This is a genomic window from Vibrio sp. Isolate24, from assembly GCF_022398215.1.
In the GTDB taxonomy this organism is placed as follows: Bacteria; Pseudomonadota; Gammaproteobacteria; order Enterobacterales; family Vibrionaceae; genus Vibrio; species Vibrio coralliilyticus_A.
Genome location: NZ_JAKEUU010000004.1, coordinates 36,704 through 58,483, shown reverse-complemented (window position 1 = coordinate 58,483; position 21,780 = coordinate 36,704). Strand labels below are relative to the sequence as shown.

Genomic DNA, 21,780 nt, shown 5'->3' with positions numbered 1-21,780 from the left:
GTGGTGAGAAAATGCAAACGTCCATATATAAACAATTTTGGAAATACACCATTCCAACCGTGGCCGCTATGTTGGTTAACGGTCTTTACCAAGTTGTTGATGGTGTATTTATTGGCCGCTACGTCGGTGCCGATGGATTAGCAGGCATCAACGTTGCTTGGCCGGTTATTGGTTCCATTCTTGGTATTGGTATGCTGGTGGGAGTGGGTACCGGAGCGATGACGTCTATTCGTCAGGGGGAAAAGGATACCTTAGGAGCAAAGCAAACCTTGGCGACAGGCTTAGTGTTGCTACTTGCGCTCACGCCTGTGGTATCAGGTGTGCTGTTTTTCTTTGCGGATGACTTTTTGTATTGGCAAGGCGCGCAAGGGCGAGTTTTCGAATTGGGATTGCAGTATCTGCATATTTTGATTGGTGCCAGTGTGTTTACACTTGGTTCGATAGCGATGCCATTTTTGCTGCGTAACGACGATAGCCCAAATCTCGCGACTTTGTTGATGGTCGTTGGAGCGGTGATCAATATCATACTCGACTACTTATTTATTGCTTTGCTTGAGTGGGAATTAACAGGAGCAGCAATCGCGACAGGGATTGCCCAAATGGTGGTCACTTTGTTGGGCGTGGGGTACTTCTTTTCCGAGAGAGCCAAATTACGTCTTCGGTTTCATGAGCTGAAATTGAGAGTAGCACTGGTTCCAAAGATATTTTCTATTGGTACATCAAGCTTTTTTATGTATGCCTATGGTTCAGTGATGGTGGCATTGCATAATAGCTTATTTGCTCAGTATGGCGATCAACTCATGATTGGTGCCTACGCGATATTAGGTTACATCGTTACAGTTTACTACTTAACAGCGGAAGGTATTGCCAATGGGATGCAGCCTTTGGTGAGTTTTAACCATGGTGCTCGTCATCAAGAAAACATTCGCAAGCTGCTTAAGGTCGCAATGGTGAGCTCTGTGATGCTAGGCCTAGTTTTTGTCATATTGCTGAATATTTTTCCGAACGAGTTTGTTTCGGTATTTAATTCTTCCGATGAAAAACTGATTGAAAACACAATATTAGGTGTCCGTTTACATATGTTTGCCTTGGCTTTAGATGGATTCCTTGTAGTGACAGGCGCCTACTACCAAGCGATTAACAAAGGCAGTAAAGCCATGTTTGTTACTATAGGTAATATGCTGATTCAACTGCCTTTTCTTTACGTTATGCCGAAACTGATGGGGGTGCCGGGTATTTGGATTGCTTACCCATTATCCAATATTGCCCTCAGTATTGTGGTGTTGCTAATGCTATTAAGAGATGTACGTCGCTATCACACACAACAGACAGAATACGTGATGGCTTAATAGAAGTCGTGTTTACAATGAATCCGGTATAGGTGAGACTTATACCGGTTTTTTCGTTTCTGATGCCTGCAATATCAAGGAAGATTGCACAGCAGCTTTGGCTCAATCTCTCTTTTTGTGCTTGGAAATGCATATTCACTTTGAATGTTGTTCGAATTGTTGTTTGGAATTTATATAATTCACTGGCTAGTCTTATAGATGAGACAGATTATCTTGCCGAGTCTCTATAATGTAACGGCTGAATTTCATGTGCCTCTGGGCATTGCATTAAAATTTGAATCAATAGGGATACATTTCATGGCTAATCAGTTCCGAATGGACTCCATTCCTGGTTCACTTGTCGTTGTCGGTGGTACGTACGAGCCCTGGCTGTCGGTGTTAGAGCAAGTTGGATGGCGTTGCACTCAATGTGCAGATTTACGCAAAGCAGATGCTTTGTTCAGTGAAACAGGGCCTTGTATTGGCATCGTCGATCTTAGCCATGATGAGTTCAGCCTCAATGGTATTGCGAATTTGGTTAGCACACACAAGCAAGTCCGTTGGCTCGCATTTATTCGTGAATCGCAGTTAAGCTCAGATACCATTTGCCAGTTTATTGTTAACTTCTGTATCGATTTCTTCACTGCGCCGATTCCGGATGCTCAGCTATTGGGCACGATTGGTCATCAACTTGGAATGCTTAAGCTAGAGAAAAAAGTCTGGCCACATTATGGCAGCAATAACGATATGGGATTGATTGGTGAGTCGATCCCCATGAAGCGTTTACGTGACCAGATCAAGCGTATTGGTCCTACTGATGTCAGTATTCTTATTTATGGTGAGAGTGGTACTGGTAAAGAGACTGTGGCTCGAGCGGTTCATAAAACTTCTTCACGTGCGCAGAAAGAATTTATCTCAGTAAACTGCCGTGCAATGTCAGAAAGGCGTCTTGAAAGTGATTTGTTTGGTATTAATCGTGATGATGTTTCAGAGCCTTCAATTCTTGAGAAAGCCAATGGCGGCACCATACTGCTCAACGATATTCTGACCTTACCTAAATCACAGCAACTGAATTTATTGCGCTTCCTTCAGGAAGGTACGATAGAAACGATAAATGGTCGCCAAGAAGTAGATGTGCGTATCCTAGCGGCAAATTCGGCAGATATTGAAAAAGCCTTGATCGATGGTGATTTCAATGAAGAACTCTATCACTACATCAATGTCTTGCGCATCAATGTGCCAAGCTTAAAAGAACGAGCAGGGGATATTGCGATATTGGCGCGTCATTTCTTGCAGGAATATTCGAAAGAATACAATGCTCAGGCTCGCAGCTACACTGAGGAAGCGACCCGCGCTCTGACTCGCTACCACTGGCCGGGCAATGTTCGCGAGTTAATGAATCAAATTAAGCGCATTGTTTTGATGTCTGAAACGGTGATGTTGGATGAGCAACACCTAGATTTACCTAAACGTAGCGATGGTAAACGTAGCCTCAAGAGTATTCGTGAGCGTAGTGAGCGCGATGCTTTATTGCTGGTATTAGAGTCCCATTCTGGGCAGGTGTCGATGGCTGCAAAAGAGTTGGGTGTATCACGCGCGACCATGTACCGATTGCTAAATAAGCACAACCTCATTAGTGACACCACGGTATAAATAATTGTTTTAGCTATATAAAGTCACACGCTAACTGGTGTGTATTTATATTATCTCTAGTTAATATGTCGATTAATCTGATATTGCTTAGTGGAATGTCTTATATCATTAAGCTCTATTGGGGTGTTTTTAGGTTAATACCTTGTATTTAAATTTTATCTAACAAAGTGGTTGAAATATCATCGTTGATGCATAGAATTTAACCATGAGCACACGCTCATAAACCGAAATACTTTTCTATTTGGATTAATACGTTACTTAGGAGGCGCACAATGAAACATTTCAAAGCTACTTCATTGAACATTGCGTCTTGCGATCACTCAGCGATCATGGCGACTAAACAAGATAAGTCTGCTGCATGTGATCCTAGATCTACCCGAGTAATGTAATTAGTCCGTATCCTTTTATTTTTAATTGGCTGCGGAAAAGCAGCGAATTAAAAGTGTCCTCATTTTGTTGTCAGTTTATTCGTTGATCTTTTCCCAGCTGTCTATCATCCAACTGGAGAATTATCATGAGCCATTCTGTATATCTAAAACTTGCTACGCTATTGGTGAAAGCTGACCTACGTCGTGAGGAGCGTGAGTGGAAGCGTCGAGTTCGACGTAGTGCCTTCCATATCCCATGGGAAAATGAGCGTTTATTACGTGATATAGGTTTAGAAAGAGACGGTCGCCCTGTCGGTCATACAGAGCCAGATAGCGTAAAAGCTGAACGCCGTATTCGTCATCTTCGTCGAGTACTCAGTGCGCGAATACCGACGTAATTAAAAGGGCCAGTCTGCTTCGCTGGCCCGAACATTATCAACCAGCTACTGATGCAGTCGCTGGTTTCTCGTTAAGGGCAAGGATTGGAATAGGTCGTGCCAATCTCTTGAAGTCCCTGAAGCAATTCTTCACTTAATACGACATCAAGGCTGTCAATATTAGACTTGAGCTGTTCCAGGTTTGTTGCTCCTATGATATTGGAGGCGACGAACGGTCGTTGATTAACAAATGCTAAGGCCATTTGAGCAGGATCGAGCCCATGCTCTTTGGCAAGGTTGACGTAAGCTTGCGTTGCTTGGATGCCTTGCGGTGTAAAGTAACGCACGAAGCGCTCAAACAACGAACATCTTGCACCTTGTGGACGTGCATTATCGAGGTATTTGCCGCTCAAACAACCAAATGCCAATGGTGAGTAGGCAAGAAGCTGAACACCTTCATAATGGCTAATTTCAGATAAGCCAATTTCAAAACTGCGGTTAAGCAGGTTGTATGGGTTCTGAATGGAAACAATACGTGGCAGTTCATGTTTTTCTGCCAGACGTAATAACGTCATAACGCCCCAAGGGGTTTCATTCGATACACCAATATAGCGAACCTTACCGGCTTTAATCAGTTCCGCCAAACTCTCGAGAGTTTCAATTAACGTGACTTCTTCCTGCTCATCTGGATACGGGTAATTGAGTTGCCCGAAGCAGTTTGTCTTACGTTGAGGCCAGTGCAGTTGGTACAGATCAACGTAATCAGTTTGCAGCCGCTGCAAACTTTGGTCTATTGCTTGATGAATATTACGTCTATTCAAGCTCATATTGTCACGGATGTAAGGAACATTTCTTGGCCCTGCAATTTTGGTGGCCAGTACGACTTTCTCTCTCTTTCCCGATGTTTTCAGCCAGTTACCAATGTACTGCTCGGTTAGACCTTGAGTATTTGCTTGAGGTGGAACCGGATACATCTCAGCGGTATCGATAAAATTCACACCACGTTCAAGCGCATAATCAAGCTGGCTAAATGCTTCTTGTTCAGTGTTTTGCTCGCCAAATGTCATGGTACCGAGACAGATTTTACTAATTTCAAGAGTGGAATGCGGTAACTTGTTGTATTGCATTGAACTTCCTTACTCAATATCTCTTTGTTATCCCAATATAGGGCATCGTCACATGAGATGAAACGGGAACGATAACAATTTCGCAAAATCTGCGTAGTTAACTAGAATTTAAATACGGAGGTAAGCTATGCAAAAAAGCCAATTAGATAAATGGATTCATGGACACCATAAAGACAGCTATCAACCACCTAAAGTGTTTGTCATTGGTTGCTCAGATCTCTCACACTACCTTCTCGCGGTGGAGTATAAGCACAAATTGGAACCTATTAAGCAAGATGATGAGACGATTCATTTCGAATCATTAGACTCTGTTAAAGAGGAGCTATTGCGGCTTGGTGTCGAAAGGGCTTATCTCAGGTTACATAATGCCTATGACGAATGTGGCTCAGGGGATGCACCACTTTATCATGATGTAGAGCTGTCACTAACGACGCACTAATTTAGACAAAGTGTTGTTCAAGAATTTTGGCTGTAAACTGAGTACGAAGATAGAATCCGCGCGGCAACGTCATTATAGGTTTGCCGCTCGCTCCATAGGCTTCGGTTAAAACACGACTGTTGGCTGCTTTTGGTCTTAGTTGAAGGACTTCGCCATGGCGCGCTGTAATTTGTTCGACTCTTCCTAAAACGATCATCTCCATCAGTTCTTCCCAGTCCGTTTTGAGCTGACATTCTTCGCTTTGGTTTGGTGACCAAATAAGAGGTGAGCCAACTCGACGTTCGGCTAATGGAATTTCTCGCTCTCCTTGTACGGGCACCCAAAGAACACGTGATAGCTTGTTGCGGACATGACTGGTTTCCCAAGTTAAACCTTGAACTCCTATTAATGGTGCGACACAAACAAAAGTGGTTTCTAAGGGTTTTCCGCTATGACTGATTGGGATTGTTTTAAGCTCTATGCCTAGTTGTTCAAAGTCTTGTTGCGGCTTGCTACCCGCTATGGCACCCAGATGCCATTCGAGTAGTTGTCCAACCCAGCCTTTGTCTCTTCTCAAATCAGGTGGAATGGTAAGCTCAGCTTCTGCGGCAAGCTCTTGAAAACTGATACCAGCAATCTCCCTTGCTCGGTCAAGCAGCTCTGTTTCTGACTTGGGTTCAGGTTTCATGTGGGTTTATCGGCTTGGTCAAATGTGATGGTCATTGTAACGGAATTTGATCCAAATGTGACTGGTGAAAAATTGATCTTAGAGTTGAAAAGATCATCGTTTAATGAGTTATCCACAGAATTAGTCGTGTGCTAGTTGTAATTTTTCCATGTTGTATGAATAAACAGTGCTTTTAATGCGAATTTTTACTTGAATTTTCCAACGCTAATTGTATTTGTTATTTTTTTTGTGGATAAATATAGTGCTGATGGATCTTTAACCGATCGTGTTTGGGATTGTCTGTTTGATCATTACAGCATGATGTAAATTATCATTGTTTTCTTATCTTTTTGATTTTATTTTTATTTTTTGGTTTTTGATTTAAGGTTTTATCGAGTTTTAAGGTGTAATGGATAAACAACGATCACTTTCACTAAGATTCTACACATGGTTATACACAGAAAAGGTGTATAAATGTGGCCTGAGTCTCACCTTTGTGTGTATAACCTAGCTTTAGGCTAAAAGTTATTCATGAAAGGCAAGTTAAGCCATATTTTACGTATCAGTCACACTAGTAAGTTTGCTACATCTGGGGATATGTGGAAAAATCACTGTAATTAAGAATTTATTAGAGGTTGGCCAGTGATAGATGGCGATGGTTACCGCTTAAATGTGGGAATTGTAATCTGTAACAACCATGGTCAGGTCTTCTGGGCTAAACGATACGGGCAACATTCATGGCAATTTCCTCAGGGAGGAATTGACGACGGTGAAACTCCTGAGCAGGCAATGTACCGGGAGCTCTACGAAGAGGTTGGTCTTACTAAAAAAGAGGTAAAAATTGTAGCCACTAGCCGTCATTGGTTAAGGTATAAACTACCAAAACGATTAGTGCGCTGGGATTCGAAACCTGTCTGTATCGGACAAAAACAGAAATGGTTCCTTCTTCGTCTGGATTGTGATGAATCACGAATTAATATGCAGCGAGGGAATTCCCCTGAATTTGATGGTTGGCGTTGGGTGAGTTACTGGTATCCAGTCAGGCAAGTCGTATCCTTTAAGCGTGATGTTTATCGTCGAGCCATGAAGGAATTTGCCTCTGTCGCAATGCCATTTAAAGAACGCAGAGCGAAAGGTAAACGCAAACATAAAAGAGGATAGACATGCTTTCTCAACTAAGGGACATAGTTGAACGGGTATCTAAAGTCGAAGATGTGCATCAGGCACTAAAGGTTTTAGTAAAGCAAACATGCAGCGCCATGAACACGGAGTGTTGTACTGTCTATCTCGCTAATGAAGAAATGCAACGCCTTGAGTTAATGGCAACTCAAGGCCTTCGTTTTAAAGGTAATAAAATTCATATCAATTTCAGCGAAGGTTTGGTCGGCTTGGTCAAACGTAGCGCTGAACCTCTCAACCTTGCTGAAGCTTCTCGGCATCCTAGCTTTAAATACTTTTCCCAGCTCGGCGAAGAGGTTTATCAAAGTTTTCTTGGCACGCCTATTATCTATCGCAAGCAAGTCTTAGGCGTTCTGGTTGTACAGCAAAAGCAGCCCCGTCAGTTTGATGAGATGGAAGAGTCCTTTCTGGTGACTCTGGCGGCCCAGCTAGCGGTGATCATCGCTCATGCTCAAACGCAAGGTCACTGGCGCTTAGAGAAAAAGCAACATGCCATCAAAGGTGTGCCAGCCTCGTCTGGGGTCGCGATTGGTGAGTTTTGGTGGGATGATACTCAACCAGATTTGACCGAGGTGTATCCCGCATCAACCTTAGATGTTGACCGTGAACAAGAGTGGTTATTGCTGGCAATTGAAGATGCGCTGAGCGATTTCCGTCGAATGCGTAAGAAGCTTGATAGTGAAATTAACAAAGACACTCTGGCTATTTTCGATTTGTTTACGCACTTGCTGAACGATCCGATGTTGCGCAAAGATCTCAAAGCACAGATCCAAAAAGGGGACCGTGCCGATTGGGCGTTAAGACAAGTTGTTGAGAGCTACTCTAACCGATTTGCTCGTATGTCGGATGTCTACCTCAGAGAGCGAGCACAGGACATAAAAGAGCTGGGGCAGCGCTTATTGTTCTTTCTCCACAATACAGAAAAAGATCAACCCGAGATCGATAAACCCGTTATCTTGGTTGTGCGTGAACTCACGGCGACTTTACTGGCTTCTATCCCTAAAGAAAAATTGCTAGCGGTGATCTCTCTAGAAGGGGCCGCGAATTCCCACGCAGCGATTTTATCGCGAGCTTTAGGGATCCCAGCTGTGATGGGGGTGACGCTTAACCCTAAGCCAATCAATGGCAAGCGTGGTATTGTCGATGGCTACAGTGGCAAGATTTTTGTTTCTCCGGGGAAGCAGCTACTCAGAGAATACCGTGAGCTAGCTCATGAAGAGAGTGAGTTGGCGAGCATGGTTAACCAACGAATTCTTGAGCCGGCTTGTACAAGTGATGAGGTTCGTATCGAGGTGATGCTTAATGCTGGTTTAAGCGCGGATGCCAATATCGCGGTGAACCAAGGGGTTGATGGCGTAGGTTTGTATCGGACTGAAATTTCTTTTTTGCTCCAACATCGATTCCCTTCTGAAGATGAACAAACGTTGCAGTATCAATCTGTCCTTAACACATACCCCGATAAACGTGTCGTTATGCGTACGCTGGATGTGGGTGGAGATAAGGCTTTACCTTATTTACCTATCGAGGAAGATAACCCATTTTTAGGCTGGCGGGGCATTCGATTTACTCTAGATCATCCAGATATCTTTTTAATGCAAATTCGGGCTATGATGCGTGCCAGTGCTGAGCACAATAACTTGAGTATACTTCTGCCTATGGTGTCTGGTGCTCAAGAGCTGGATGGTGCGATCGATCTCATCGAGCGTGCCTATCAGGAAGTCTCAGAGTTGGATGATAGGGTTGAGATGCCTGCGATTGGTGTGATGATTGAAGTGCCGTCGATGATTTATTTGCTGCCTTTGATTGCAGAGAAAGTCGACTTTGTTTCTATCGGGACCAACGATCTAACCCAATATCTGCTGGCCGTTGATCGTAATAATGCACGGGTGTCTGATGTGTACGAATCGATGCACCCCGCAGTGATTATGGCTTTAGATCATATTCAGCAGACATGCCAGCAACTGCAATTGCCAGTTTGTATCTGTGGTGAATTGGCTGGCGACCCTATTGGCGCACTTCTTATGGTTGGCTTGGGTTATCGTAGTTTGAGTATGAATACATCCAACGTGGCTAAGGTCAAATACTTGCTGCGCCACACTGACAGTGGTGAATTAAGGCAACTTGCTGACAAAGCATTGATGCAACCGTATGGCAATGATATTTATACAATGATGCAAACTTTCTTTGAAGAGAAAGGCTTTGCAGGTTTTATCCGCGCAGGTAAACGATAAGGAAAAACGTGAATATTGAATTTGTGGTCTTGCTGCTCCTTCTAGGCAGTATTGTTGGGGTTATGGCGGGGCTTCTCGGCATTGGTGGCGGATTAATCGTTGTACCTGCTTTGCTCTTTTTACTACCTATGGCAGGCATTGACCCTGCTATCAGTATGCAAATCGCCTTGGCGACTTCTCTTGCCTCAATTATTGTCACTTCCGGTTCTTCTGCTTTAAACCACTTTAAGCTCGGTAACGTAGACATGTATGTAGTGAAGTGGTTGATGCCTGGTGTGGTTGTTGGTGGTTTTCTTGGAGCCAATGTGGCTGAATGGATCCCTTCTCAGTATCTGCCTAAGGTGTTTGGTGTGATTGTGCTGTGTTTAGCCATACAAATGTTGTTTTCCATCAAAGGGCAGAGCCAGAGAGTCATGCCGGGTAATGGGGCAACATTGACAATTGGCACCGGGATTGGAATGGTCTCGAGCCTAGCGGGCATCGGTGGAGGCTCTTTATCTGTCCCGTTTTTGAACCGACATGGGATTGAAATGCGTAAAGCGGTTGGCTCCTCCTCAGTTTGTGGTTGCTTTATTGCCATCTCCGGTATGATTGGTTTCATCTTGCATGGTTATCAGGCACAATCGTTGCCTTCTTACAGCTTGGGATATGTTTATGTGCCAGCGCTGATTGCGATTGCGTCGACTTCAATGTTGACGACCCGTGTCGGTGCCAAACTTGCCACCTCATTACCCACCGCAACATTGAAGAAAATTTTTGCAGTATTTTTACTCTTTGTTGCTGGAACTATGTTGCTGTAGTGGAATCTCACCTAATTATCTAAATACCAAAAGAGTATAGTTTTATGTCTCAGGGATATTTTGAATTTCCTAATATCGATCCCGTTTTAGTTGCGATTGGACCCCTGTCCATTCGCTGGTACGGGCTGATGTATCTGGTTGGTTTTGCTTTTGCACTTTGGCTGGCAAATCGCCGTGCAGATAAGCCAGACAGCGGCTGGACACGCGAGCAAGTGTCAGACTTATTGTTTGCCGGTTTTCTTGGCGTCGTGATTGGCGGCCGAGTGGGTTACGTGCTCTTTTATAACTTCGATTTGTTCCTACAAGATCCGCTTTACTTATTTAAAGTATGGACGGGTGGAATGTCATTCCACGGTGGCTTATTGGGTGTCATTACTGCGATGTTGTGGTATGCCAAGAAGAATGGCCGTACCTTCTTTGGTGTCGCTGATTTCATTGCACCGCTTGTACCGTTTGGCTTAGGTATGGGGCGTTTAGGCAACTTTATGAACAGTGAGTTATGGGGACGGGTTACCGATGTGCCGTGGGCGATCGTTTTCCCTAATGGCGGGCCTTTACCTCGGCATCCCTCCCAGCTCTATGAGATGTTCTTAGAAGGTATTGTGCTGTTCTTCATTCTCAATTGGTTTATTAAAAAACCTCGCCCACTAGGCTCAGTATCAGGGCTATTTTTAGCGGGTTATGGTACATTCCGTTTCCTTGTCGAATACGTTCGTGAGCCTGATGCCCATCTGGGATTGTTTGGCGGATTTATCTCAATGGGGCAAATCCTGTCTCTGCCTATGGTTATCGTTGGTATCCTGATGATGGTTTGGGCTTACAAGCGTGGTCACTACAAAGATGAAATCCCACAACAAATGAAGTAAGGACTTGGTGTGAAACAGTATTTGGATCTCTGTCAGCGTATCGTTGAGCATGGTGAGTGGATTGAAAATGAACGTACAGGAAAACGCTGCCTGACGGTCATCAACGCTGATCTGACTTACGATGTTGGCCACAACCAGTTCCCATTAGTGACAACACGTAAAAGCTTTTGGAAAGCTGCGGTGGCTGAGCTACTCGGTTATATTCGTGGTTACGACAGCGCGGAAGCTTTTCGTAAGCTCGGTACCAAAACTTGGGATGCGAATGCAAACCTAAACCAAGCTTGGCTTAAGAATCCTTATCGAAAAGGTGAGGACGACATGGGCCGCGTTTATGGCGTTCAGGGACGTGCGTGGGCGAAACCAGACGGTGGTCATATCGATCAACTGCGTAAGATTGTCGATGACTTGACTCGAGGTGTGGATGATCGAGGTGAAATCTTGAACTTCTACAATCCCGGTGAATTTCACATGGGGTGCTTGCGTCCTTGTATGTATAGCCATCATTTCTCATTATTAGGTGATACTCTGTATCTCAACAGTACTCAGCGCTCATGTGATGTGCCTCTTGGCCTGAATTTCAACATGGTTCAGGTGTACGTGTTCTTGGCTATTATGGCTCAGATTACAGGTAAAAAACCGGGGCTGGCTTACCACAAGATAGTTAATGCTCACATCTATGAAGATCAGCTTGAGTTGATGCGTGACGTTCAGTTGAAGCGAGAGCCTTTGGCATCACCTACGTTCCATATCAACCCGGATATCAAGTCTCTAGAAGATTTGGAAACTTGGGTCACATTGGATGACTTTTGGGTTGAGGGCTACGAGCATCATGACCCAATTCAATATCCATTCTCAGTGTAATCAGCACGAGTTGTTAAACAGCCGCCTAAAATTGGGCGGCTTTTTTATACGAGAAAGAACGGGCGGCACCTTATGGAGCGCTTTGGTACTGGAAAGTGGGATCGAGCGTCGCCTTGTTGAAAACTAGTGTTGTTTACTTAACCACAACTTAGCTCTTTATTTCTCCGCAGGATGAAATTCGTTCCCGTATCCTTCTTCATCAGCGAAGCTTAGACAAGCAAAAAGCCCGCAACCTAGGTTGCGGGCTTTGAATAAGCGATGGTTCTTCGAATTAAGCAGTCAGCGCTAGGATGCTACCTGGCAGTACAAGGAATACCGCAATAAGGTAACCAGCCACTACAGCTTTGTTCTTCACTGCCATATCAGAGATGACGTCAGCGGCTTTGACTGGTAATTCACGTAGGAATGGAATACCAAAGATAAACACAGTTGCTAGGATATTAAACGCTAGGTGTACTAGAGCGATTTGCAGAGCGAATACTGCGAACTCACCTGATGCTGCTGTTGCTGCCAATAGTGCGGTAATACATGTACCGATGTTGGCGCCTAGTGTGAACGGGTAGACATCACGAACTTTCAATACACCTGAACCTACAAGCGGAACCATTAGGCTGGTAGTGGTTGAAGACGATTGAACCAGTATAGTGACGACTGAACCAGAAAAGATACCGTGAATAGGGCCACGACCAATGGCGCTCTTTAAGATTTCACGAGCACGGCCAACCATTAGACTCTTCATCAGTTTACCCATCACAGTGATAGCAACGAAGATGGTTGCAATACCAAGCACGATAAGTAGTACGCCACCTACAGTATCACCAAAGGTTGCTAGCGGCTCTTTTACTGCGTTAACAACTGGCTTTGTGATTGGCTTGATGAAGTTCAGGCCTTTCATACTCATATCGCCAGTCGCGAGGAATGGTGATACTAGCCAGTGAGAAATTTTCTCAAGGATACCAAACATCATTTCGAGTGGTAGGAAGATTGCGACCGCGAGAAGGTTAAAGAAGTCGTGAATGGTTGCGCTTGCAAAAGCACGTTTAAACTCTTCTTTATTGCGGATATGACCTAGTGAGACCAAGGTGTTGGTGACAGTGGTACCTATGTTGGCACCCATGATCATAGGGATCGCGGTTTCTACTGGTAAACCGCCTGCCACAAGGCCAACAATGATCGATGTTACTGTACTGGAAGATTGGATAAGAGCGGTTGCGACAAGACCTATCATCAGGCCTGCTACTGGATGAGAAGCGAATTCGAAGAGAACTTTAGCTTGATCGCCTGTCGCCCATTTAAAGCCACTGCCTACCATAGATACTGCCAGAAGCAGTAGGTATAACATGAATGCCAAGTTAGCCCAGCGTAACCAGCGAGTAGTGCTCGATATCGGCGCCGCTGTAGTAGTAGCTTGGTTCATAATTTTCTCCGTGGACCGTATAAATTTGTATTGGTCGGTTGTTGAAACTGTGGGCGATAGTAGAGGGGAAATATTTCATTAATATTACAGTTATGTGTAATGGGATTTTTTTTATCTCTCCGTCGCAATTTTCAATGTTTATTTACTTTTTCACTGCCTTTATGATATTGAAAAGTAAGAGGTTTTATTGGTTTTTCTGAGGTTTTCTGAGAGTGTTGGAAAATGGAGTCATTTCACAAATTGACCATGCTGTAACAAGCTTCCTAGTATGGCTTTGTCATATAACTTTTATTACTTATCGGTAAAATCTTGTTTTTTTTGTTATGAGGTCGGTTTTTTCGAAAGATTGTTGTCATTTGAAGCTTCTGCTATAACCATAGCCATATATAAAGCAGAGAGATTTTTCATGTCGCATTTAAATTACAACCATCTTTATTACTTCTGGATGGTATGTAAGCAGGGATCAGTGACCAAAGCTGCTGATGCGTTATTCCTCACTCCTCAGACGGTAACTGGGCAGATCAAAGCGCTTGAAGAGCGTATGGACGGTAAACTGACCAAAAGAAATGGTCGAAGTATCGAGCCAACCGAGCTTGGTCAACTGGTATTTAAATACGCTGACCGAATGTTTGGCTTAAGCTACGAGATGCTGGATATTGTCAACTATAGCCAGCGATCCAATATACTGTTTGATGTAGGAGTTGCTGATGCCTTATCAAAAAGGTTAGTCAGTAAAATTCTAATGACCACAGTTCCTCCTGATAACAGTATCCATTTACGTTGTTTTGAATCGACCCATGAAATGCTACTTGAGCAGTTATCTCAGCATAAACTGGATATGATCTTGTCCGATTGCCCTGTTGACTCCAGTCAAAGTCCCGGCTTATACAGCAAGAAGTTAGGGGAGTGCAATATGAGCTTCTTCTCTAGCCGAAGTGTTGAACAGGTAAAATTTCCTGCAGTGCTTGAACAGCGAAAATTATTGATACCGGGGAGTCGAACGGCAATGGGGCGGAAAGTTCTGCAGTGGTTCGATCGTCAGGGGCTTCAACCAAACATTCTTGGTGAGTTTGATGATGTCGCTTTAATGAAATCTTTTGCTCGTTACCATCACGATGTTATTTTTCTTGCCCCTTCTTTATATGTGTCGGAAGTCGAAAGTGATTTACCTTTGCAGTTGATCGGTCATATTGATGAGCTTAAAGAAGAATATTACGTGATTTTCGCTGAGCGTATGATTCAACACCCAGCAGTGAAGAATGTCTGTGATGCAGACTTCACGAATCTCTTTCAGTGAGAACCTTTTTCATTTCTACAAATAGATTACTGGATGTAAATAGATTAGTATCAGCTATAAATGTATCAATTTATTAATTACAGGCTGAGATTTGTTGATGTTTTGTTGTTTCAAGGGGTACTAGCCGATGAATTTACAAGAAATGGAAAAGAATTCTGCCAAAGCGGTGGTACTACTTAAAGCGATGGCGAACGAGAGACGTTTGCAGATTTTATGTTTATTACATAACCAAGAGTTGTCTGTGGGGGAATTGTGCAGCAAGCTCGAATTAAGTCAGTCAGCGCTGTCGCAACACTTAGCTTGGTTGCGCCGTGATGGCTTAGTTGATACACGCAAAGAAGCACAAACGGTCTTTTACACACTAAGCAGTGAAGAAGTGAAATCAATGATCCATTTACTACACAGCTTATACTGCAGTGAAATGACGGATTAACCTACCATCGTTAGATATTGGGTACTCACTTTGTGAAATTCAAATATAAAAAAACCGGCCTGAGCCGGTTTTTTTTCACTGGGAAATCAGAGTTCTATTAAAGAGCTTTGATTGCAGCAGCGAAACGAGACTTATGACGAGCAGCTTTATTCTTGTGAATAAGGCCTTTAGTTGCCATGCGGTCTAGGATTGGTGTAACTGTAGCAAATGCTTCAGTTGCAGCAGCTTTGTCGCCTGCTTCGATAGCAGCAACAGTTTTCTTCATGTAAGTGCGCATCATTGAACGACGGCTAGCATTGTGCTGGCGACGTTTCTCAGCCTGGATAGCGCGCTTCTTAGCAGATTTACTATTTGCCAAGGGTCTAACTCCCAAAAACTTTAGTTCGGTGACAATTTAAGGGCGAGGAATATCCCTCATTTGCGCCTAAATGTCAAATGATTTGTGCAAAAACCAATCGGAACCAAACAAATTTTGGATTAGAAAGGTCTTCACGGTTAAGATGGCGGGGATTCTATCAGTATTTTTTTTTCATTGCTAATACTAATCTTCTCTAGTCCTGACATTCCTGTCATAGAGTGGAGCCTTATTGAAAGTATTGCAGGATTCCCGAGGTAGCTGTGAGTAAACGTCTGCTCAAGTCTGGCCTAATTGTTAGTGCTATGACTTTGATTTCTCGTGTGCTTGGATTAGTACGCGATGTGGTAGTGGCGAATTTAATGGGGGCTGGCGCGAGTGCCGATGTCTTTTTCTTTGCCAATAAAATTCCCAATTTTTTACGTCGCCTATTCGCTGAAGGGGCATTTTCTCAGGCGTTTGTCCCTGTTTTAACGGAGTATCACGCCGCGGGTGACATGGATAAAACGAGGCAACTGATTGCCAGAGCTGCAGGTACCTTAGGTGTGCTTGTCTCTATTGTAACTGTGCTGGGAGTTTTAGGTTCTGGTGTGGTAACGGCATTATTTGGCTTTGGCTGGTTTCTTGATTGGTTGAATGGTGGGCCATCGGCTGAAAAGTTTGAGCTGGCGAGCTTCATTCTCAAAATTACCTTCCCGTATCTATGGTTCATTACTTTTGTCGCGTTATCTGGTGCGATTCTCAATACCATGGGTAAGTTCGCGGTATCATCTTTTACTCCGGTATTTCTCAACGTTATGATCATCCTCTCGGCGTGGTTTATTTCGCCGAATATGACTCAGCCTGAAATTGGCTTAGCGATTGGGGTGTTCTTAGGCGGCTTGGTCCAGTTTCTATTTCAGATCCCTTTCCTTATTAAGGCGGGTGTTATGGTGAGACCTAAATGGGGTTGGCGCGATCCCGGAGTGGTCAAAATCCGTACCTTGATGATTCCCGCTCTATTTGGTGTCTCAGTCAGTCAGATTAATTTGTTGTTTGATACCTTTATTGCCAGTTTTCTTCAGACTGGCTCTATCAGTTGGCTTTACTATTCAGATCGCTTGTTGGAGTTTCCTCTTGGACTATTTGGCATCGCGATTGCCACTGTGATACTGCCAGCGTTGTCGCGTAAACATGTCGATGATCATAGTGATGGCTTTGCCCAAACCATGGATTGGGGCGTGCGTATGGTAACGTTACTTGGAATACCTGCAATGCTTGGCTTGATGGTATTGGCAAAGCCAATGTTGATGGTGCTGTTTATGCGTGGTGAGTTCAGTCCTCAGGACGTACAGTTCGCATCGTTGTCGCTGATTGCTTATGCTTCAGGATTACTTAACTTTATGCTGATCAAGGTGTTAGCTCCCGGTTATTACTCTCGCCAAGACACGAAAACACCGGTCAAATATGGCATCATTGCGATGGTAGCCAACATGGTCTTTAATGCTATTTTTGCTTGGTTCTATGGCTATGTTGGTTTGGCTATCGCTACAGCACTGTCAGCATTTGTCAATATGTCGCTGCTGTATCGTGGGTTACATGTTGCTGGGGTCTATACACTGACGCGCAAGACCCTGATCTTCATATGTAAGCTGGCATTGGCTGGGGGCTTGATGGTGACATCCATTCTTTGGCAGTTAGAGGAGATGTCGGTATGGCTTATGTGGAGCCTGCTTGAGCGGGTAACTTCACTGACAATCTTGATCGGATTGGGAGCCGTCGTTTATCTGCTCACACTTGCTGTGTTAGGGGTGCGTTTAAAAGATCTAAAAGCAGCGACAGAATAAGGGGGATTAGTATATAATCCGTCAGTTTCACACTTTGCTAATAATAAAGAAGACAGGAATTAGAAGCTTCCAATGGAATTGATCCGAGGTATTCACAACATCAAAGCACATCATGCTGGGTGTGTCCTGACGATAGGAAACTTTGACGGTGTGCATTTAGGTCACCAAGCGGTACTGCGTCAAGTGTCTGAGCAGGCTGCTAAATTAGGCTTACCTGCAACGGTCATGACGTTTGAGCCTCAGCCTTTGGAGTTATTTGCAAAAGAGAGAGCGCCGGCGAGACTAACTCGATTGAGAGACAAATTTGTCCAGCTGAGTAAATTGAGTATAGAACGCTTACTTTGTGTTAATTTCAACAAGCGCTTTGCTAATCAGACGGCAAATGAGTTTATTAGCGACTTGTTGGTGAAGCGATTGGGTGTTAAGTTTCTCGTTGTTGGTGATGATTTCTGCTTTGGTAAAGGCCGAAAAGGCAACTTCCATATGCTCAGAGAAGCCGGTAAAAAATACGGTTTTGAAGTCGTTAGCACACAAAGTTTCTGTCTCGAGCAATTGCGTGTCAGCAGTACAGCGATCCGCGAAGCCTTAGCAAGTGATGAGTTGCACTCAGCAGCAGAGATGCTGGGTCGAGATTACAGCATCAGTGGTCGAGTATCACACGGTCGTAAGTTAGGAAGAACCATTGGTTTTCCTACAGCGAATATCCCACTGAAGCGTTGCGTGTCACCTGTATCAGGCGTTTATGTCGTTGAGGCTCTAGGCCTTGGAGGCAAACCGATTGGGGGCGTAGCAAATATTGGCAACCGTCCAACCGTGAACGGGGTTCGCCAGCAACTAGAAGTACATTTGTTTGACTTTCAAGCCAATTTATATGGCAAGCAGCTAGAAATCGTACTTTTACACAAGCTTCGCGATGAGCATAAATTTGACTCATTTGAAGCATTGAAACAACAAATTGAATTGGATGCTGAAGCAGCAAGGGTGTGGCTGCGTCAGCGTAATAGCTAAACGGTCTAGTCCACCGCTTGGCATAATGTCTAACATTCGCCCAACACAACGGAATTAAGAATCGATGAGTGAGTATAAAGATACCCTGAACCTTCCTGAAACAGGGTTTCCGATGCGCGGCAATCTGGCGAACCGCGAGCCAGAAATGCTTAAGCGTTGGTATAAAGAAGACCTTTACGGCGAAATCCGTAAAGCGAAGAAAGGCAAAAAATCTTTCGTTCTACACGATGGCCCTCCATATGCCAACGGTGACATTCATATTGGTCACGCACTAAACAAGATTCTTAAAGACATTATTATTAAATCCAAAACACTTTCAGGTTTTGACGCGCCTTATATTCCTGGCTGGGACTGCCACGGTCTACCTATTGAATTAATGGTAGAAAAAAAGGTGGGTAAGCCAGGTCAAAAAGTGACCGCGGCTGAGTTCCGTCAGAAATGTCGTGATTACGCAGCGGGCCAGGTTGAAGGTCAAAAAGAGAGCTTCAAACGCCTTGGTATCATGGGTGAGTGGGACAAGCCTTACCGCACTATGGATTTTGCTACCGAAGCAAACATCATTCGCGCTCTAGGTAAAATTGCTGATAACGGTCACCTACTGAAAGGTTTCAAACCTGTTCACTGGTGTACAGACTGTGGCTCAGCGCTTGCTGAAGCAGAAGTCGAGTACAAAGATAAAGTATCGCCATCGATCGACGTGCGCTTTAAAGCGGCCGATGAAGCAGCGCTTCTCTCTAAGTTCTCATTGAACGAAGGTCACGAAGGTGAAGGCGATATCTCCATCGTTATCTGGACAACCACACCATGGACACTGCCAGCAAACCGCGCAGTTTGTCTACGTGATGATCTAGAGTATGTCTTGATCCAAGTTGAAGGTGATTCTAAAGAGCGAATCATCGTTGCTTCTGAACTCGCTAAAGACGTGATGGATCGTGCGGGTATCGAGCACTTCCATAACCTTGGCTTTGCCAAAGGTAGCGATCTTGAGCTATCTCAGTTTAATCACCCATTCTACGACTTCTCCGTTCCTGCGATCCTTGGCGATCATGTAACAACGGATTCTGGTACTGGTGTGGTTCACACAGCACCTGGCCACGGTCAAGAAGACTTTGCGGTCGGTAACAAGTACAACCTAGAAGTCGCTAACCCAGTAGGTTCAAACGGTGTTTACCTGCCGGATACTGAGCTATTTGCTGGTCAGCATGTGTTCAAAGCGAACGATGCAGTGGTTGAGACGCTAAAAGAGAAAGGCGCGCTTCTACATCACCATGCTTACGAGCACAGCTACCCACATTGTTGGAGACACAAAACGCCAATCATCTTCCGTGCAACGCCACAATGGTTCGTCTCTATGGACCAAGCAGGTCTACGTGCAAAAGCACTTGAGTCAATCAAAGGTGTTGAATGGATGCCTGAGTGGGGTCAAAGCCGCATTGAAGGTATGATTGAAGGTCGCCCAGAGTGGTGTATCTCTCGTCAACGTACTTGGGGTGTGCCAATCGCTCTGTTTGTTCATAAAGAAACAGCAGAGCTTCATCCAGATACAAGCGAATTAGTAGAGAAAGTAGCTCTGCTAGTTGAAGAGAAAGGCATTCAAGCTTGGTGGGATCTAGAAATCTCTGACCTACTCGGTGAAGAAGCGGATAAGTACGAGAAAGTACTGGATACGCTAGACGTATGGTTCGACTCAGGTGTGACTCACTATTCAGTGGTTGATGCTCGTGAAGAGTACATTTTCCCTAATGAAGAAAAGGGCGCGTCGGCAGACCTATATTTAGAAGGCTCTGACCAACACCGTGGTTGGTTCCAGTCTTCACTCATTTCATCTATCGCGATGAAAGACGAAGCACCATACAAGCAAGTGCTTACTCACGGTTTCGTAGTTGACGGTCAAGGCCGTAAGATGTCGAAATCTATCGGTAACGTGGTTGCGCCCAAAGATGTGACTAACAAGCTAGGTGCTGACATTCTGCGTCTATGGGTTGCTTCAACGGACTACACGGGTGAAGTGGCGGTTTCTGATGAAATCCTAAAACGCTCTGCAGATGCGTACCGTCGTATCCGTAACACTGCGCGTTTCTTCCTTGCCAACCTAAGCGGCTTTAACCCAGCAACGGACCTTGTTCCTGCTGAAGAAATGGTGGCGCTAGACCGTTGGGCTGTAGGTCGTGCACTGGCTGCTCAAGAAGAGATCGTGAAAGCGTACGGTGAGTACAACACTCACGCAGTAACACAGCGTTTAATGCAGTTCTGTTCTATCGAAATGGGCTCATTCTACCTAGACGTAATTAAAGATCGTCAGTACACAGCGAAACGTGGCGGCCACGCTCAACGTAGCTGTCAGACTGCGCTTTACTACATCGTAGAAGCGCTTGTTCGTTGGATGGCGCCAATCATGTCGTTCACTGCAGACGAGATCTGGAACGAGATGCCGGGCGAACGCGATAAGTTTGTATTCACAGGCGAGTGGTACGAAGGTCTGTTTGGTCTAGCTGAAGGTGAAGAGCTTAACAACGAATTTTGGGCTGAAGTCCAAGCGGTTCGTGGCGGTGTAAACAAACTGCTAGAAGATGCTCGTAAAGAGAAGACCATTGGTGGTTCTCTGCAAGCAGAAGTGACGCTTTATGCTGATGATGCACTAGCAGCGAAACTAAGCAAGCTTGAAGATGAGCTACGCTTTGCGTTACTGACGTCAGCCGCGGTTGTGAAGCCTCTAAGCGAGAAGTCAGAGGCGGCACAAGCAACCGATGTTGAAGGTCTGTTTGTTGAAGTGAAAGCAACGGAAAACGAGAAGTGTGACCGTTGTTGGCACCACTCTCCAGACGTAGGCACAATCGAAGGTCACGAGAAGATTTGTGGTCGTTGTGTGTCTAACGTTGATGGCGAAGGTGAAACACGTCGCTTCGCGTAATTTATAGCAACTAGAAGTTGAACTTTATTGAGATAATATAGCCCCAGTACTGACTGGGGTTACTTTTAGGAATCGTATGAGCGAACAAGCATTCACTTTGAAGCAATCAGGCGTGCGCTGGTTGTGGCTAGCATTGGTTATCTTTCTAGCGGATATCGGTATTAAGCTGTTTGTGATGGATAACATGGGTTATGGCTGGGCGAACCGCATTGAGGTGTTGCCTTTCTTTAATCTGCTTTATGTACATAATTACGGTGCTGCATTTAGCTTTCTGAGCGATCAGGCTGGCTGGCAACGTTGGCTGTTTACGGGTATCGCGTTTGCGGTAACCGCTATGCTGACTTACTGGATGAGTAAACTGCCAGCAAAAGAGAAATGGAATAATGTGGCTTATGCCATGATCATCGGTGGTGCGGTGGGTAATGTATTTGATCGTGTGGTACACGGTTATGTTGTCGATTACCTCGACTTTTTCTGGGGTGACTACCACTGGCCAGCGTTCAATTTGGCAGACAGTACCATTTGTATTGGCGCTGCAATGATTATTCTTGATGGATTTCGTAAAAAAGACGCTGAAAAAAAAGCGTAAGCTGATAATGATCGAATAACCCTAAGCGCTGTCTGTTGATTCAGAGAGCGCTTTTTAATATAACGATGC

19 protein-coding genes are annotated in these 21,780 nt (G+C 44.5%); 15 read left to right on the top strand and 4 right to left on the bottom strand.

Features of this window, described 5'->3' with window-relative positions; translation table 11 throughout:
• Positions 1 to 11: 11 nt before the first annotated feature.
• From L1D23_RS17000 to L1D23_RS16990, 3 genes are all read left to right on the top strand, one after another.
• Entirely contained in the window at positions 12 to 1,349 is a 1,338-nt protein-coding gene (locus L1D23_RS17000; RefSeq protein ID WP_239868692.1) for an MATE family efflux transporter, read from the top strand.
• Positions 1,350 to 1,646: 297 nt separating this feature from the next.
• Positions 1,647 to 2,981 carry a cyclic-di-GMP-binding transcriptional regulator VpsR gene (gene vpsR / locus L1D23_RS16995; protein ID WP_239868689.1) on the top strand — a complete coding sequence of 445 codons (1,335 nt, stop codon included), beginning with the start codon at positions 1,647 to 1,649 and terminating at the stop codon, positions 2,979 to 2,981.
• A gap of 514 nt (positions 2,982 to 3,495) precedes the next feature.
• Positions 3,496 to 3,747 carry a DUF1127 domain-containing protein gene (locus tag L1D23_RS16990; protein ID WP_239838498.1) on the top strand — a complete coding sequence of 84 codons (252 nt, stop codon included), beginning with the start codon at positions 3,496 to 3,498 and terminating at the stop codon, positions 3,745 to 3,747.
• Positions 3,748 to 3,818: 71 nt separating this feature from the next.
• Here the strand turns inward: L1D23_RS16990 and L1D23_RS16985 are convergent, their stop codons facing one another.
• Complete coding sequence (locus L1D23_RS16985) at positions 3,819 to 4,853, bottom strand: NADP(H)-dependent aldo-keto reductase (RefSeq protein WP_239868686.1); 1,035 nt, start codon at positions 4,851 to 4,853, stop codon at positions 3,819 to 3,821.
• A 127-nt stretch (positions 4,854 to 4,980) separates the two neighbouring features.
• On the opposite strand from L1D23_RS16985, the gene L1D23_RS16980 reads away from it, so the two are divergent.
• Complete coding sequence (locus tag L1D23_RS16980; RefSeq protein ID WP_239868683.1) at positions 4,981 to 5,292, top strand: DUF6482 family protein; 312 nt, start codon at positions 4,981 to 4,983, stop codon at positions 5,290 to 5,292.
• Position 5,293: 1 nt separating this feature from the next.
• On the opposite strand, the gene mutH is transcribed toward L1D23_RS16980, so the two are convergent.
• Positions 5,294 to 5,959 (bottom strand): DNA mismatch repair endonuclease MutH, encoded by a 666-nt coding sequence (mutH, locus tag L1D23_RS16975; protein ID WP_239868680.1) that lies wholly within the window; start codon positions 5,957 to 5,959, stop codon positions 5,294 to 5,296.
• A 621-nt stretch (positions 5,960 to 6,580) separates the two neighbouring features.
• Here mutH and rppH point away from each other — a divergent pair.
• The 5 genes from rppH to L1D23_RS16950 are packed head-to-tail and all read left to right on the top strand — an operon-like array spanning position 6,581 to position 11,875.
• Complete coding sequence (gene rppH, locus L1D23_RS16970) at positions 6,581 to 7,099, top strand: RNA pyrophosphohydrolase (protein WP_239838494.1); 519 nt, start codon at positions 6,581 to 6,583, stop codon at positions 7,097 to 7,099.
• A 2-nt stretch (positions 7,100 to 7,101) separates the two neighbouring features.
• Positions 7,102 to 9,348: a phosphoenolpyruvate--protein phosphotransferase gene (ptsP, locus tag L1D23_RS16965; protein ID WP_239868677.1), complete on the top strand. Its 2,247-nt coding sequence runs from the start codon at positions 7,102 to 7,104 to the stop codon at positions 9,346 to 9,348.
• Positions 9,349 to 9,356: 8 nt separating this feature from the next.
• Entirely contained in the window at positions 9,357 to 10,148 is a 792-nt protein-coding gene (locus L1D23_RS16960) for a sulfite exporter TauE/SafE family protein (protein WP_255906151.1), read from the top strand.
• Positions 10,149 to 10,192: 44 nt separating this feature from the next.
• Positions 10,193 to 11,014, top strand: coding sequence for a prolipoprotein diacylglyceryl transferase (lgt, locus tag L1D23_RS16955; protein WP_239838492.1), 822 nt, complete (start codon positions 10,193 to 10,195; stop codon positions 11,012 to 11,014).
• 9 nt (positions 11,015 to 11,023) lie between these two features.
• Positions 11,024 to 11,875 carry a thymidylate synthase gene (locus L1D23_RS16950; RefSeq protein WP_239868674.1) on the top strand — a complete coding sequence of 284 codons (852 nt, stop codon included), beginning with the start codon at positions 11,024 to 11,026 and terminating at the stop codon, positions 11,873 to 11,875.
• A 271-nt stretch (positions 11,876 to 12,146) separates the two neighbouring features.
• Here L1D23_RS16950 and L1D23_RS16945 read toward each other — a convergent pair whose 3' ends face one another.
• Complete coding sequence (locus tag L1D23_RS16945; RefSeq protein WP_239868671.1) at positions 12,147 to 13,292, bottom strand: Na/Pi symporter; 1,146 nt, start codon at positions 13,290 to 13,292, stop codon at positions 12,147 to 12,149.
• A gap of 406 nt (positions 13,293 to 13,698) precedes the next feature.
• On the opposite strand from L1D23_RS16945, the gene nhaR reads away from it, so the two are divergent.
• Positions 13,699 to 14,589, top strand: coding sequence for a transcriptional activator NhaR (gene nhaR, locus L1D23_RS16940; protein WP_239838489.1), 891 nt, complete (start codon positions 13,699 to 13,701; stop codon positions 14,587 to 14,589).
• A 127-nt stretch (positions 14,590 to 14,716) separates the two neighbouring features.
• Positions 14,717 to 15,022, top strand: coding sequence for a metalloregulator ArsR/SmtB family transcription factor (locus L1D23_RS16935; protein WP_239838488.1), 306 nt, complete (start codon positions 14,717 to 14,719; stop codon positions 15,020 to 15,022).
• Positions 15,023 to 15,119: 97 nt separating this feature from the next.
• Here the strand turns inward: L1D23_RS16935 and rpsT are convergent, their stop codons facing one another.
• Positions 15,120 to 15,380 carry a 30S ribosomal protein S20 gene (gene rpsT, locus L1D23_RS16930; RefSeq protein ID WP_004410238.1) on the bottom strand — a complete coding sequence of 87 codons (261 nt, stop codon included), beginning with the start codon at positions 15,378 to 15,380 and terminating at the stop codon, positions 15,120 to 15,122.
• A 260-nt stretch (positions 15,381 to 15,640) separates the two neighbouring features.
• On the opposite strand from rpsT, the gene murJ reads away from it, so the two are divergent.
• The 4 genes from murJ (at position 15,641) to lspA (ending at position 21,711) form a co-directional block, all read left to right on the top strand.
• Positions 15,641 to 17,203, top strand: a complete 1,563-nt coding sequence (gene murJ, locus L1D23_RS16925; RefSeq protein ID WP_239868669.1) for a murein biosynthesis integral membrane protein MurJ — start codon at positions 15,641 to 15,643, stop codon at positions 17,201 to 17,203.
• Between the two features lie 72 nt (positions 17,204 to 17,275).
• Positions 17,276 to 18,211 carry a bifunctional riboflavin kinase/FAD synthetase gene (gene ribF / locus L1D23_RS16920; protein ID WP_239868666.1) on the top strand — a complete coding sequence of 312 codons (936 nt, stop codon included), beginning with the start codon at positions 17,276 to 17,278 and terminating at the stop codon, positions 18,209 to 18,211.
• A gap of 64 nt (positions 18,212 to 18,275) precedes the next feature.
• Entirely contained in the window at positions 18,276 to 21,122 is a 2,847-nt protein-coding gene (gene ileS, locus L1D23_RS16915) for an isoleucine--tRNA ligase (protein ID WP_239868663.1), read from the top strand.
• A 76-nt stretch (positions 21,123 to 21,198) separates the two neighbouring features.
• Positions 21,199 to 21,711 (top strand): signal peptidase II, encoded by a 513-nt coding sequence (lspA, locus tag L1D23_RS16910; protein WP_239838484.1) that lies wholly within the window; start codon positions 21,199 to 21,201, stop codon positions 21,709 to 21,711.
• The last annotated feature ends 69 nt before the right edge of the window (positions 21,712 to 21,780 follow it).

Bases quoted from the DNA above. Each gene is read 5' to 3' on its own strand.
- L1D23_RS17000 (WP_239868692.1), top strand. From the start codon at position 12: ATGCAAACGTCCATATATAAACAATTTTGGAAATACACCATTCCAACC.
- vpsR (WP_239868689.1), top strand. From the start codon at position 1,647: ATGGCTAATCAGTTCCGAATGGACTCCATTCCTGGTTCACTTGTCGTT.
- L1D23_RS16990 (WP_239838498.1), top strand. From the start codon at position 3,496: ATGAGCCATTCTGTATATCTAAAACTTGCTACGCTATTGGTGAAAGCT.
- L1D23_RS16985 (WP_239868686.1), bottom strand. From the start codon at position 4,853: ATGCAATACAACAAGTTACCGCATTCCACTCTTGAAATTAGTAAAATC.
- L1D23_RS16980 (WP_239868683.1), top strand. From the start codon at position 4,981: ATGCAAAAAAGCCAATTAGATAAATGGATTCATGGACACCATAAAGAC.
- mutH (WP_239868680.1), bottom strand. From the start codon at position 5,959: ATGAAACCTGAACCCAAGTCAGAAACAGAGCTGCTTGACCGAGCAAGG.
- ptsP (WP_239868677.1), top strand. From the start codon at position 7,102: ATGCTTTCTCAACTAAGGGACATAGTTGAACGGGTATCTAAAGTCGAA.
- lgt (WP_239838492.1), top strand. From the start codon at position 10,193: ATGTCTCAGGGATATTTTGAATTTCCTAATATCGATCCCGTTTTAGTT.
- L1D23_RS16945 (WP_239868671.1), bottom strand. From the start codon at position 13,292: ATGAACCAAGCTACTACTACAGCGGCGCCGATATCGAGCACTACTCGC.
- nhaR (WP_239838489.1), top strand. From the start codon at position 13,699: ATGTCGCATTTAAATTACAACCATCTTTATTACTTCTGGATGGTATGT.
- L1D23_RS16935 (WP_239838488.1), top strand. From the start codon at position 14,717: ATGAATTTACAAGAAATGGAAAAGAATTCTGCCAAAGCGGTGGTACTA.
- ribF (WP_239868666.1), top strand. From the start codon at position 17,276: ATGGAATTGATCCGAGGTATTCACAACATCAAAGCACATCATGCTGGG.
- ileS (WP_239868663.1), top strand. From the start codon at position 18,276: ATGAGTGAGTATAAAGATACCCTGAACCTTCCTGAAACAGGGTTTCCG.
- lspA (WP_239838484.1), top strand. From the start codon at position 21,199: ATGAGCGAACAAGCATTCACTTTGAAGCAATCAGGCGTGCGCTGGTTG.